The sequence below is a fragment of the Agrobacterium sp. SOY23 genome (assembly GCF_027212525.1).
GTDB classification, from domain to species: Bacteria; Pseudomonadota; Alphaproteobacteria; order Rhizobiales; family Rhizobiaceae; genus Agrobacterium; species Agrobacterium tumefaciens_I.
Genome location: NZ_JAPWDT010000007.1, coordinates 182,794 through 195,302, shown reverse-complemented (window position 1 = coordinate 195,302; position 12,509 = coordinate 182,794). Strand labels below are relative to the sequence as shown.

At 56.3% G+C, this 12,509-nt stretch carries 9 protein-coding genes and 3 pseudogenes; 8 read left to right on the top strand and 4 right to left on the bottom strand.

Going from position 1 to position 12,509, the window contains the following annotated elements:
* The first annotated feature begins 242 nt into the window (after positions 1 to 242).
* Together O3S81_RS20180 and O3S81_RS20175 are read left to right on the top strand one after the other, a co-directional pair.
* Positions 243 to 1,025 carry a hypothetical protein gene (locus O3S81_RS20180; RefSeq protein ID WP_269346060.1) on the top strand — a complete coding sequence of 261 codons (783 nt, stop codon included), beginning with the start codon at positions 243 to 245 and terminating at the stop codon, positions 1,023 to 1,025.
* 239 nt (positions 1,026 to 1,264) lie between these two features.
* Complete coding sequence (locus O3S81_RS20175; protein WP_269346058.1) at positions 1,265 to 4,645, top strand: VPA1262 family protein; 3,381 nt, start codon at positions 1,265 to 1,267, stop codon at positions 4,643 to 4,645.
* Positions 4,646 to 4,805: 160 nt separating this feature from the next.
* On the opposite strand, the gene O3S81_RS20170 is transcribed toward O3S81_RS20175, so the two are convergent.
* Entirely contained in the window at positions 4,806 to 5,954 is a 1,149-nt protein-coding gene (locus O3S81_RS20170; protein WP_269346056.1) for an RHE_PE00001 family protein, read from the bottom strand.
* Between the two features lie 188 nt (positions 5,955 to 6,142).
* On the opposite strand from O3S81_RS20170, the gene O3S81_RS20165 reads away from it, so the two are divergent.
* From O3S81_RS20165 to O3S81_RS20155, 3 genes and pseudogenes are all read left to right on the top strand, one after another.
* Positions 6,143 to 7,294: a site-specific integrase gene (locus O3S81_RS20165; protein WP_269346053.1), complete on the top strand. Its 1,152-nt coding sequence runs from the start codon at positions 6,143 to 6,145 to the stop codon at positions 7,292 to 7,294.
* A gap of 47 nt (positions 7,295 to 7,341) precedes the next feature.
* Positions 7,342 to 8,505, top strand: a complete 1,164-nt coding sequence (locus tag O3S81_RS20160; RefSeq protein WP_269346051.1) for an ATP-binding protein — start codon at positions 7,342 to 7,344, stop codon at positions 8,503 to 8,505.
* A gap of 113 nt (positions 8,506 to 8,618) precedes the next feature.
* Positions 8,619 to 8,855, top strand: a pseudogene (locus tag O3S81_RS20155) (integrase); the annotation flags it as partial.
* An 86-nt stretch (positions 8,856 to 8,941) separates the two neighbouring features.
* On the opposite strand, the pseudogene O3S81_RS20150 reads toward O3S81_RS20155, so the two are convergent.
* Positions 8,942 to 9,046: pseudogene (locus O3S81_RS20150) on the bottom strand (type II toxin-antitoxin system VapC family toxin); the annotation flags it as partial.
* 1 nt (position 9,047) lies between these two features.
* Here O3S81_RS20150 and O3S81_RS20145 point away from each other — a divergent pair.
* Positions 9,048 to 9,134 (top strand): annotated as a pseudogene (locus O3S81_RS20145) (recombinase family protein); the annotation flags it as partial.
* 79 nt (positions 9,135 to 9,213) lie between these two features.
* Here O3S81_RS20145 and O3S81_RS20140 read toward each other — a convergent pair.
* On the bottom strand, positions 9,214 to 10,137 hold the full coding sequence (locus O3S81_RS20140; protein ID WP_269346050.1) for a LysR family transcriptional regulator: 924 nt from the start codon (positions 10,135 to 10,137) through the stop codon (positions 9,214 to 9,216).
* 96 nt (positions 10,138 to 10,233) lie between these two features.
* Between O3S81_RS20140 and O3S81_RS20135 the strand changes: the two genes are divergently transcribed.
* A complete protein-coding gene (locus O3S81_RS20135; RefSeq protein ID WP_269346049.1) occupies positions 10,234 to 11,238 on the top strand; it encodes an alpha/beta hydrolase in 1,005 nt (334 codons plus the stop codon).
* 293 nt (positions 11,239 to 11,531) lie between these two features.
* Entirely contained in the window at positions 11,532 to 11,786 is a 255-nt protein-coding gene (locus O3S81_RS20130) for a hypothetical protein (RefSeq protein ID WP_269346048.1), read from the top strand.
* On the opposite strand, the gene O3S81_RS26665 is transcribed toward O3S81_RS20130, so the two are convergent.
* Positions 11,752 to 12,027 (bottom strand): hypothetical protein, encoded by a 276-nt coding sequence (locus tag O3S81_RS26665; RefSeq protein ID WP_442864970.1) that lies wholly within the window; start codon positions 12,025 to 12,027, stop codon positions 11,752 to 11,754. The genes O3S81_RS20130 and O3S81_RS26665 overlap by 35 nt on opposite strands.
* Between the last annotated feature and the right edge of the window lie 482 nt (positions 12,028 to 12,509).

Genomic DNA, 12,509 nt, shown 5'->3' with positions numbered 1-12,509 from the left:
GTGACGGTGATCCGCGGCCTGGTCCTATTTACAGTCTTGGCATCCGTCGATCACGTCGGACCAAATCGGTCTACAAGGACACCGGGTCCCAGCGAGAATTAGTGAATAAAACTTGTGAAATTCCTGTCACAAACCGACCGGCTTGCCTGAAACCTCAATGTTCGCCCACTCAACTTAACCGCAGTTCAACCCACAACGCATAGCTTGCGCCGACATAGTCGTATTGATTGATCGAGGTTGCAGTGTCTGACAAAGCACAGGGACAATTCCGAAAGAAGATGGCACACGTCGCCGACGTCATGATCAGGCTGATCGGGCCATCGGTCATTCCATTGCTGCGGGTAGACGATTATCACGCATATCTGGTGGGTACCGGGACGCTACTTACCATCGATCAAAGACTTCACATTATAACGTGTAAACACGTCGCTGATGACGGTGGAGCTGTGTTTGGGTTCCAAAATACCGAAAAGCTCTACAGGTCAGCTTACAAGTACATCGAAGCAGATGGTGCGTTGGATTGCGCCGTTTTGCCAGTTCAGGAAGAGGCTTGGCTTGATACCATTCATGAGTCTGAGCCAATCGAGTTCGAAACGTTATTTGCGGAGAAACACGATCCTGTGCGGGGAGAAGTGTTTTTCTTGCAGGGGTACAGCCAAGAAAATTCTGCGGCCTGGGATGGTATCATCGATACGAAGCCGACCGGATTTTGTACGCAAATCAACGAGAAGTTCATCTCGGAAGACAACTTTTTCTATTTGAACTTTGAAATGAGTGACAGCCATTTTACACGTGGGACGCCGCGGGAAACAAGGGCGAACACCAGGAAGGAGCAAGCCTATGGTCTGAGCGGATCGCTCGTCTGGGACACCGGCATGGTGCGCGCCGAAATGACCGGAAGGCAATGGGATCCCTCATACGCCCGCGTGACGGGCCTAGCGGAACGATGGGACATGCCAAATCATCAACTGGTCATCAGACGAATTGAGTTCGTGCGCCGATGGATATGGGATGTCGCAAAATAGCAGGATGAGCAAAGGGCGACCGTCCGTTTTCAACTTGCTGCAATCGAAGAAATCAGCATAGCGCCGACCGCTGGCCAGGATTTCGGGAATTCGCCCCGCGCGAGAGACGGAAGACGGGCAGCCTCAGGAGCTTCACGGCACGCATATTTCGTGCTGTTCTTAACAACCCAATTCATATCATATCCGAGGCTTCTATCCGAAGATCGAAAAAATCTCGACCTCTTACTGGTGAAATGAGAATGGGAAAACACGCAAAACTAGAACAAGCGGCTCCAACACTTGACGATCTTCTCAATGACGATCGCTTGGGTCGTTTATTCTCGTCGGGTGAACGCGACTGCGCTCTGCAGCTTTGGGTCATGCGGATAGAGTCCGCGGACACAATTGAGAACCGGATCATTTATGGGCGTCTTGTCCCTTACAACTTCTCGAGCGATTCATGGTCAGCCAGCGACAACAACGACTCTCACGTCATTGGGGAAGCGGATGTAAAGATCGAGAAACTCAGCCTCTACATCCGGAGTGTGCGGTGTGCGGAGCTGTTGCGACACTTCAGTACCGGCCGGACTATCTCCGAAATCAGCGATGATCTGAAGCTGACCTTCCAGAGAAAAAAATTAAAAGCGCAGTTCGGAACAGCATCGTTGACCGCTGGTACCTTGGTCTATCGCCCTGTTTCTTATCTGATCAATCGAGATGCATATGAGCGCTCAGCTCCATCCAGTCCGCACGGCGGCTCCGGCGCCTACAGCGCGTCCATCGTCCAAGCCAACAAAGAAGAACTATTTCGCCTCCTAGGAGAATACAGCGTTCGTCTAACCGAATTATTAGTTCGCCGCTTGGACGCTGATACCGGCCTGGATTTCGGCGGCGTGGACAGCTCACGTCTCGGCGACATCGAGCTCATGGTGTTTCCGACGCTGGACGATCGCGAGCGTCAGTTGTTAGATGTAAAATGGACCGAAAGCCCGCTGGCGCTCACAGCGCAATTCGATCCGCAGCAAGTGTCACTCTTTACCGGTTTCCAGTTCCGCCTTGTTATCGAGAATGGTGGCCAAATTGCATATTCCGCAATTGCTTTTGCGGAGCGGACAAATTCGGAAATATTTGAGTGCAAATTCGAGTTACCCGATCAGTTCCGCAGCAGAACCGACAGCACGGAACTTGAGATTTATGGATTCAATGACAACCATCTTCGCCAAGGCATCCTGTGCTGCCGTTGGCGGATCAGCTATATTCGGGAGATAAGCTTCAGTGGTCACGCGTTAGGCCATAGCAGTAGTCCGGTCAAGTTTGACTGGCTAGAAAAAACTACCCGTCCGGCAGCATCGGCCCGAGTGAAAGGTGCGCTGACAATTGATCGTAGCAGCCATGCATTCAAAAGCAGCGTGGGCGGACGCGCCGCGGATCCTTGGGTTCCGGCCAATCACAATCTCGGGTCGCTTTTTGCGCGTCTCCATCCTTCGAAGTCAGATGGACGCTTCTTCTTACGCTGGAGCGAAGGTAATGGTGACGGGCGTCTTCAATTCGTCGAGTGGTTCAAGCAGCTGCTAAACAAGTATCGAGATCATCAGATTGTGATTTTCGATCCTTATTTCGAAGATGTGGGCCTAAGCCTTATGGTGCTCGGAGCCTCAGCCCAAGGGGACTATATAGTATTCACGTCGCTACCAAAGGTGCGGCACAAAGCGGATGGCCCCGTAGCAGATGGATCGGAGAGCGCCACGCCGACCCGGATCAGCAACCTGATTGCAATCTGCGAAAATAATCGCAACAGAATAGAACATTTGAAATTGCGGATATACGGCTTGAAAGAAGGTAGATTGCATGATCGCTACGTCCTCTTCATGGCTCCGGACGGGCTGCCGGCAGCGGGCTTTCATTTTTCGAATTCGCTTCAAAAGGCAGCTGAAAACTATCCGCTACTGATTACCCCGATTCCTGCGGACACCCTGCTTGCAGTGGAGGACTACAAATCAACTCTAATTCAGGAGGCAAAAGCCGCCCAATCGACTGAAGAGGCAGACAACCCTTCTATGCGCCTTCTCTTCGAAACCAAGACTTCGCGCCCGATGCGGATGAACTACGAGCCGCTGCAGTTCCTGGAGAAGATGCGGGCCGGAGATGTGCTGAGTGCGTGGACCGGCGAAATTTCGCTGGAAGGCCTCAACGGAGCTGAGTTAAAAAAGCAGATGACAGACCTCGGCCTGCTCAAGGATGAAGCGCTGGCATTGCCTGATACACCCGGCTTACGCAATTGCGTCACGAAACAGGCAGAGAATTTCGATGAATTCGAAGCTTGGTGGGGCGTTATAGGTGACATTCTTGCACATTCCCATATCGACGACCGCGTTTATCGTGAGTTTCAATCCGATCACGGCCTTCTGCAGCTCCTTGCCCAAGTTATCGAAAGGTCCTTTAGTCGTGCTCATGACGCCGGGGATAAAGAATGGACTGTATTGGACTCTAGGCTCTTTCAAAGTTCGCTCGATGAGCTCCTGCACAGCCCATATCGTCTCGATCACCTGAGCCATATGACAAAATTCTCCGGCCTGGCCTGGTCAGAGTTTTTTGCAATCAAGATTCTATGGTTGCATACCCCGGAGGTGCTTCTTCAGATAGCCGAGGCAAAAATAGGATCTCTTCCTGAAGAGCCAAAGGTCGAAGGGGCACTGCGACTATCGCTATTGAGCCAGATTGCCTGCGAAATCTCGCTGTCTGCCGATTTTAACATTAACCCGACGCAGCGGGACTCGCTTATTCGCAGCCAAAACAGCCTCATGCATTGGATGGGCCTCAACGCGATCGAGCGGCAGCTTGGAAAATCCGAGGGGCCTTCAGAAGCACTAAGATTAATTGCCGCTTTTCCATATCCCGAGCAGATTCACACCCTCGGATGGATGATTTGTCGTGCAGCAAAGAATCCTGAAAAATCTGGCATCTACGATGCTTTGCTGGCAGCATTGCGAGACGCGCTCCCATCACCAATTCCGGCAGAGGATCTGAAACGTCTGGTTCGTTCTATGCGTGGCCATATGCCCGAGTTGGCCTGGGCGGAACCATGGCTTTCAAGAGATGTGATTTTTCCTTTGCTGGAGAGCGAGCGCGCAAATATTGACGACGCCTGCGGTATTTGGTTCGAGGAACTGAATATGCTGCTCGGACCGATGCAAAAAGACTCGAGGCTCTTCGAAAAATCTCGTGAAGGCCAGACGACTAATATAGCTGCGATCTTGTTTGCCTATAGTAGTAACGATCAACAAGCGAGCAGTTTAAACGTTTTGAAATCTATACTGAAGGGTCAGAAGCACGCCATCCAGCAACCACTTGCTAGCACATCCAATTGGTCTCGATGGAATGACGCTTTGTTGGTTGCGATGTGGATATTCGCCTTTACGAGGTGGGCACAGTACTACGTTCAACGTAGCGGAAAAGAGAGCGCAGCTCTCGAGGAGCTTTCGCGAGAGGCAGAAATGCTTGCCACGGCTAGGCCATTGCGGGAATGGCGAGCACAAGGTGCCCGCAATAACAGCGGAATCGCGGCCTTTCTTGACCAAGCAGAGGAGCTTTTAACTTCAACTGCGAAGGCGGAAGGTGAAAATGACTTAGGAGCGAACTGATGTCTTTCAATTTGAAGGCAGACGTAAATTAGGTTTTTCCAGTGCATCAAGCTAGAATTTTGAGGGTGACCACTAACGATCCGCAGCAGTTCCATACGGGACCGTGACATCGAAACTGCGGTGGCATCCAGAGAGAGCTGGCGAATTGGCCGACCTTGTCCTAGAGAATGCCCCACGCCCGAAACCTCCCCCTCCCCGTCATCTCGCGCAGGCCCAGCTCCAAAACAATCCGCCGCGCCGCCTGCGGCGTCACATCGAGCGTCTTTGCGACCATCCCGGCCGACACCAATGGTTTTGCCATGACGAGCTCGATCAGCTCCGGCAGTTTTGACGACGTCCGCCGCCCCTCCAGTTTCCGGTCCATCATCGTCTTCGCCAGAATCAACCGGTCGTATTCCTTCATGCCGATCTCGGCGGCCGCCAAAAGACCGTGGGCAATTGCGAGCAGCCGGGTCTCCCGGTCGCGATGTCGGCGCCGATCGACGGGGATGGTTTTGAGACCGAGATTGATGGCCGCGAGATGGGCGCCTGATGTGATGCCGGATTCCCGTAGGATAGAGGCGGCAAATAGCCGGCCAAGCCAGGGCGCGTGCTCCAGGACCAAAATCTCGTTCCAGGCATCGAGGGCAATGATCGCCTGCAGCACCGCCGGCAGATGTTCGGCCTGCCGCAGGACGCCGCGCCATTCGTCGAGCCGGACATCCTCGTCCCAATCAAGATCGTAGATCAATGGATCCTTTTCGGGACGGCCGGCCGTTGCACGGCCGCCGGCGCGACCAGGACGAGTTGCGTCTTCGATCGCTGCCTCGGATCGAGCGAGCAGCGAGTCGATAGCGGCATAATCAACGCCGGGCAGATCGTTGGCGTCATCATCCCCCTCCCCTTGTTCGATTGGGACCGCCGGCCGCATGACGCCGATTGGCTCCGCAGCCTCGGCGCCCGCCGGCGTGATGTCCGATGTTTGTCGCAAGGTGCGGACACCCTCGGCGGACAAAGCCCAATCCGGCGGCTGGCCAGAAATACGTCGGCGAGTTCGCAACACGTCGCGGGCGATGGTGAGTTCGTGGGTCGGGGTGCGGATGTCGCGGGTCGCGTCATGCAGGATGAGGTCTTCGAAATGGACCAGTTCGCCGTCGATCCACAACGAGGCGCAGGCGTCGGCGAAATTTTGCCGCTCGATCCACCCGCTTCCGACCGGCGAGCGCGCAATACGCTCGTCGAGACGCGCCAATAAGACGCCAGCCCGAAAAGCCGACTCCATGAGCGCTGTCATGCTGATTTTCGCGATATCGTAAGCCATTGAAATCATGATAAATGATTTGTTAAAGGAACTCTAGCTGAATGTTATTATTCCTCACATGGTATAATTCCAGGTTGGTATATTTACCATCGATAAGTACCCCTTATCGATAGTAGTTGATCTGGAGTCGCAAATCAGCAAGAATCGAGGCAAATCACGGCCTTCGAGGCCGCCGAAACCGTCCTTTTGGAGCGTCCGTGGCCAAGACCAAAACATCCCTGACTGCCGTCGAGCGCCGCGCCGAAGAACTCGACACCATTGCCGCCGTCCTGCCAATGGAGCGCCGCGACGAGCTTGCCGAGCTTCTCACCGACCAGGATGTCGAAACTCTCAAGCATCTCGTTGAACGCGGTATGGGCGACAATACGCTGAGAGCGCTCACATCCGATCTCGCCTATCTCGAAGCCTGGGGACTGGCCGCGACCGGATCCTCCCTGCCTTGGCCAGCGCCCGAGGCGCTGCTGCTGAAATTCGTCGCGCACCATCTGTGGGATCCGGAGAAACGTGCGGCCGATCCGGATCACGGCATGCCTGTGGACGTCGACGACAACCTCCGGCGCCAGGGCTTTCTGAAATCCGTCGGCCCGCATGCACCGGATACGGTCCGCCGCCGTCTGGCCAGCTGGTCGACCCTGACGAAATGGCGTGCGCTTTCAGGCGCCTTCGCCTCTCCTGCCCTTAAATCCGCCATTCGTCTGGCCGTGCGGGCCGTCCCGAGGCAGCGTCGCCGCAAGAGCGCGAAAGCGGTGACCGGTGATGTCCTGGCAAAGCTGCTTGCCACGTGTGCCAGCGACAGTCTGCGCGATGTCAGAGATAGGGCGATCCTGATGGTCGCCTTTGCCTCGGGCGGCCGACGACGTAGCGAGATCGCAGGCCTTCGCCTGGAACAGTTGACCGTGGAACCTCCAATCGAAGTTGAAGACGGCCCTCCCCTCCCCTCACTCGCCATTCATCTCGGCCGGACCAAGACGACATCAGGCGAGCAGGACGACGTCGTCTATCTGACCGGTCGGCCGGTGGAAGCGCTGAATGCCTGGCTGGCGGCCGCCAAGGTCGACAAGGGCAGCGTCTTCCGGGGGATCGGAAGATGGGGCACCGTGTCCCGGCGGGCGCTCGATCCGCAGTCGGTCAATGCCATTCTCAAGCAACGGGCAGAGATGGCGGGGTTGGACAGTGTGGAGTTTTCCGCGCACGGGTTGCGGTCCGGCTATCTAACAGAGGCTGCCAATCGTGGTATCCCACTGCCCGAAGCTATGGAGCAGTCAAAGCATCGGTCTGTTCAGCAGGCATCGAGTTACTACAATAATGCGACACGGCGTAGCGGTCGGGCCACGCGGTTCCTTACATAGATAAACTTTTCCTTGCAATTCCGGAACAGTACTCCATAAATGCAAGGATGATTAAGCGAAGAATTGAAGCCGAACTCCTGCATCTGGTTAACGAAAGCCCTGCGGTTGCGCTATTGGGCCCTCGTCAGGTCGGTAAAACGACATTAGCACTCAATATTGGCGAAACCCGACCGTCCATCTATCTCGACCTCGAATCGGAAGCAGATCGAGCCAAACTGTCGGAACCGGAGCTTTATCTTGCAAGCCATGACGACAAGCTGGTTATCCTTGACGAAGTTCATCGCCTGCCAAACGTATTCCAAATCCTGCGAGGCTTGATCGATCGCAACCGCCGCGCCGGACGGCGCACCGGCCAGTTCCTGCTACTTGGCTCAGCTTCTATCGATCTCCTCAAACAATCTGGAGAAACGCTGGCTGGCCGTATAGCCTATCTTGAAATGCAGCCTGTCGACGGATTGGAAGTGCCGGCAGATGCACTCGCGAGACTTTGGCTACGGGGTGGTTTTCCCGATAGTTTCCTTGCTTCCAGCGACCGTGGAAGTATGCGCTGGCGACAGGATTTCATTCGCACCTATCTCGAACGAGATATTCCGCTTTTGGGGCCACGCATTCCTGCCGAGACGCTGAGGCGGTTCTGGACCATGCTGGCACACCACCAGTCTAGTCTTCTCAATGCAGCCGAACTCGCCCGTTCGCTGGGGGTTGATGGCAAAACCGTCGCTTCTTACCTCGATCTTCTTGTCGACCTGCTACTGGTGCGTCGTCTCGAACCCTGGCATGCCAATGTCGGCAAGCGGTTGGTCAAATCACCAAAAGTCTATGTCAGGGACAGCGGGATTGCCCATGCGCTGCTTGGGCTTGGAAGCGCTGAACAATTACTTGGTCATCCAATTGTCGGCTCCAGTTGGGAAGGCTTCGTGATCGAAACACTGATCGCGTCCTCGCCTGACAGCACTGCAGCCAACTTCTACCGCACAGCTGCTGGAGCCGAAATCGATCTCCTGCTGACTCCTCCAGGCGAAAAGCCTTGGGCGATAGAGATCAAGCGAAGCCTTACGCCTAAACTCGAAAAAGGGTTTTATCTTGCCTGCGAGGATTTGCAGCCGCAAAAGCGGGTCGTTATCTACCCCGGTCAAGAGGCCTTCCCTCTTCCAAACGGTGCGACGGCAATGTCCCTGTCTGCCGCCGGTCGCCTATTGCTTGACCGATAGCCAAATTCTCATTGATGGGGATAGTCTGCGGGCCAGCGTAACTCCTCGACACCATTTCTTCGCTAAACGACCGATAATCTTGCATTATCGGACATCTTTGTCATTAGAGAGGAATGGCCCAAATCATCGAGCAAAACACCGAAACTCATGTCGAGGAGACCTCAGTGCCGTCTCTCAGCCCGGCGCTTGGGCGCGATGTTTCCGCGCCGGAGGTGTCGCGCGACGGCCCCCTCCCCTCTCTTGTCGGCGAGGACGAGACACCGGCTCATCTCGCCACCCTTGCCGATCGTGCCAGGGGCTACGTCGCAGCGGCCAGTTCCGCCAATACACGCAAAGCTTACGCCACCGATCCGTCCAGCAAGCATCCAGCTATTATAACAGTGCTACACGCAGAAGCGGGCGAGCGGCCCGATTGTTGTAGGATCGGGTCTCACTGTCAGAATTGCCAGGGCGAGATCAATTCGAGCCCTGTTGTCTCGAAATCTTTGAGGTTTCGGATCGCCAACTGGCCACCATTGATCCACGCTATCGCCGCGATCATGCAGCGGCCCGCGCGCGGTGGACGCAAATGGCAACCGTCGTCAGTCCGCCACCTGCTGGATGAGGCGCAACGGTTCGGCCTTATCCGCCACGAGCACGAACATGCAGAGGTCCGTCGTTTTGCGCGACCTGTTCGGTGGGAGCGGCTCCCAGTGTTGCTAGACAGGGTCACGGGCGATCAATCTGTCGGCCACCGAATTCTTTCCAAAACTCCACGAATGCCCGGAGCTTGGGCAGCATCTGTTTCCTGCTCGGAAAGTAGATAAACAAGCCGGGGCTTTCAGGCATGAAGCCTTCCAGGCAAGGCTCCAGCAACCCCTGCCGGACGAGGGGCTCGACGACCGACGCAATATTGTAAGTGAGACCGACGCCGGATACAGCGGCCGATATGCATGTCGCCGGCCCGTTGACTGTCAGCGGACCTTTGACATCCATGGAAAAACTTCGCGGATCGTCTTGTCCGGATCGCTCCTTGAACATCCAGCGGTAGACCGCGCCCCCGAACAGCCGGACGTTGATGCAGGCGTGCTCACTGAGCTGTTCCGGACGTAGCGGTCTACCTCTGCGGGCGAAATACGCCGGAGATCCTACAACAGTCAGTGGCGAGGGTTCAGTGAGCCTTACAGCCACCATGTCCTGCGCGATCATTTCGCCGATGCGGATGCCAGCGTCATATCCCTCAGCGACGATATCGACAAAGCGGTCTTCAAAAACCAGCTCCAGCTCGATACCGGGATACGCGGCGGCAAAGCCTTCCAATATCGGCTCGAGCAGCGTCTGGGCAATGTAGGGAACACTCAGGCGCAGCAACCCTGCGGGGTTGGCCCCCATCCGCTGGGCGGCCTCGATCGCCGCTTCAACGTTGGCCACGCTGGCCAGCGCTTGCTCCAAAAACAGCTCACCCGCTTCGGTTAAGCCCACCGATCTCGTCGTGCGGGTCAGAAGCGTGGTGCCAACACGTGCCTCAAGGCGCTTGATGCTCCAGCTAATTGCGGCCGTCGTAACACCGAGTTCGGCAGCTGCGGCCGTGAAACTGCGTTTCTCCGCAACACGCGTGAAAATCACAATCCCATCAAGCAAATCGGCCTGCATTGTCAAATCCTGTTTCATAGGGTGTGAAATGAATAGCCAATTGTTAAGCTCAGCGCCATGGCCTACCTTGTGGAGGAACTTAGCGAGGATGCTCTTATGACCCCCACATCGATCACACGCCGGATGTTTGGCCTCGCTGTCGGGGCAAGTGCTGTCCTCCTCAATACAGGAACCTATGCCATGGCAGAATCACTGACCGAACGGAGCCAGCCCAAGTCGCAGAAGGTCAGCTTCCGGAGCGGCGACGGCGTAGTCGTGGCTAACCTTTACCTTCCTGAAGGGCATGATCCGTCCAAACGCTACCCAGCCGTGGCGATGGCCGGCTCGCTGAGTTCGGTCAAGGAACAGATGGGAGGCAACTACGCCGGCGAGCTGGCCCGGCGCGGCATCATCGCCTTGGCGATCGACTACCGGAACTACGGCGAAAGCAGCGGCGCCGAGCGCCAGTACGAGGATCAGGCCTCCAAATCAGAGGATTTGTCGGCCGCGCTCCGCTTCCTGAAGGCGCGACCCGACGTGACCGCGACCGGCCTGCTAGGGATCTGCACCAGCGGCGGCACGGTCCTGTATGCAGCGGCCAAGGATGCCAACGTCAGTGCCGTAGCGACCGTCGCCGGGTTCTTTTCCGATCCGGAGTTCGCGGTCAAAATGTTCGGCGGACAAGAAGGCGTGGACCAGCGGATCGCGGCGAGCCGTGCGGCCCGTAAACGCTTTGAGGAAACCGGCGTCATCGAGACCGTGTTGACTTACAATCCCGGTGACAAAACCGCGGTGAGCGCGAGCCCAAGCGAATACTACTTTGACCAAACACGCGGCGGCGGTGTCCGTTCGTGGCGCAATGAGTTTGCGGTGATGGGCTGGGAGTCTTGGATCGCCTTTAATCCCGTTGCACAGGCCTCGAAGGTCACGGCGCCCGCACTGGTGATCCATTCGGACGGCGCCGCATTCCCCGATCAGGCACGCAAAGTCTACAATCAGCTTGCAGGTCCGAAGGAGCTGCATTGGGTGGTCGGCAAGCATTTCGACTTCTACGACCAGGGCGACACCGTGCGTCAGGCCGCCGACCGGGTTGCGGCTCACTTCCACAGCAAACTGGTCTGACATTCAACGTGACGTTCGCGCAAGGTATTTAGATAATCGCAGCTGACTGAGCAGGTCGGGTGCCAATCGAGAGAGCTTTTGAGTGGTCGCGCGCGCTCTACCTCGATACGTCGTGCCGTTGCGGATCCCTTAATCCCAAGGCGGCCAGTTGGAGATAGTCCGCGTCAGACCGAAGCGACAGTGCCACTCGACGAGGTTTCGCCTTGGGTCGTTCGGGTAAGCTCGGTCTGTAAGCGCCATTGCTGCCAAACCGTTCGAACGCGAGTGTCAGCCAGTCGCTGGGAGGCCCGAAATTGGAACGCGCACTGCCGATATCCAGCATCTGTGCAATGGTCAGAAGAGTGCTGGATCGCCACGTCATGGACAAGCATGTCAACGGCGCATCCGCGTTCACCGGGATGGAAGCCGGCCCGGGCGTGCTTTGGACACCGAAGAAGGTGATCTCGAGTTTTCCGCTGTTCGCAGGGTCGCGCCAAAGCCTTAGCCCGCCCCTTCCCTTCTCGGCACCATCGGTCACCTCCATCGTTGCAATGGGCAGGTCGGCGTGATGGACCTCAAAAGGGTGCCGGCGGTGCACACAACAGGCGCCAGGCAGCCGGAGCAAATCAGCTCAGCCAATTCATCCCGATATTCGAACCGGAAGTCGTATCGCGTGAAGCATTTCATGCAGGAGAAGCGCAGGCAAACCCGGTGGATGGGGCAAGCCACGGTCTCGGAGCGCGACCAGCGTCTGCGAACGTATTGATCGCGGCCACTTTGCCGATCGCCCTCCAGGCAGACGGGACAAATGCCGCGCGATCTGGACTATCCGACATTGCCAAGTGGGGCGGCGTGCCGGGAAAGTGCAAGCGCCTCGACCACGGCAGGTCGGATTCTACAAGCTCGGCTACATGTATTTCATCGTTACCTTGAATAGGTTCCTTCAGTCGACGGCATGTTCGTTTCTCGATACCAGTGGGTGCGGTCTTCACTGCTCGGCTTGGAAGGCACCTCTGGAAAACCTTGTCAGCTGACAAGGTTTGCAAAAGTGAAACATTCGCCTGGAACGCAGTTCAGGTGGAGCAGGGATGCCGAAGAGATCAATATTACCTTGCGAAAAACACCGCTTGGCATAGCTCGGCCACAAAAGAGAGCCGACACACTTTCGCAGGGACGGGGGAGGGAAGGCGGGGAGGGGGCATTGACCGGCATGATAGTACGCTGCCAAAGGAGCCACTTCCCAAGTGCCGGCATGTCTACAATGTGGACGAACAACGGGTTCAATTTTGGCA

Bases quoted from the DNA above. Each gene is read 5' to 3' on its own strand.
- O3S81_RS20175 (WP_269346058.1), top strand. From the start codon at position 1,265: ATGGGAAAACACGCAAAACTAGAACAAGCGGCTCCAACACTTGACGAT.
- O3S81_RS20170 (WP_269346056.1), bottom strand. From the start codon at position 5,954: ATGATTTCAATGGCTTACGATATCGCGAAAATCAGCATGACAGCGCTC.
- O3S81_RS20140 (WP_269346050.1), bottom strand. From the start codon at position 10,137: ATGCAGGCCGATTTGCTTGATGGGATTGTGATTTTCACGCGTGTTGCG.
- O3S81_RS20135 (WP_269346049.1), top strand. From the start codon at position 10,234: ATGACCCCCACATCGATCACACGCCGGATGTTTGGCCTCGCTGTCGGG.
- O3S81_RS20160 (WP_269346051.1), top strand. From the start codon at position 7,342: ATGATTAAGCGAAGAATTGAAGCCGAACTCCTGCATCTGGTTAACGAA.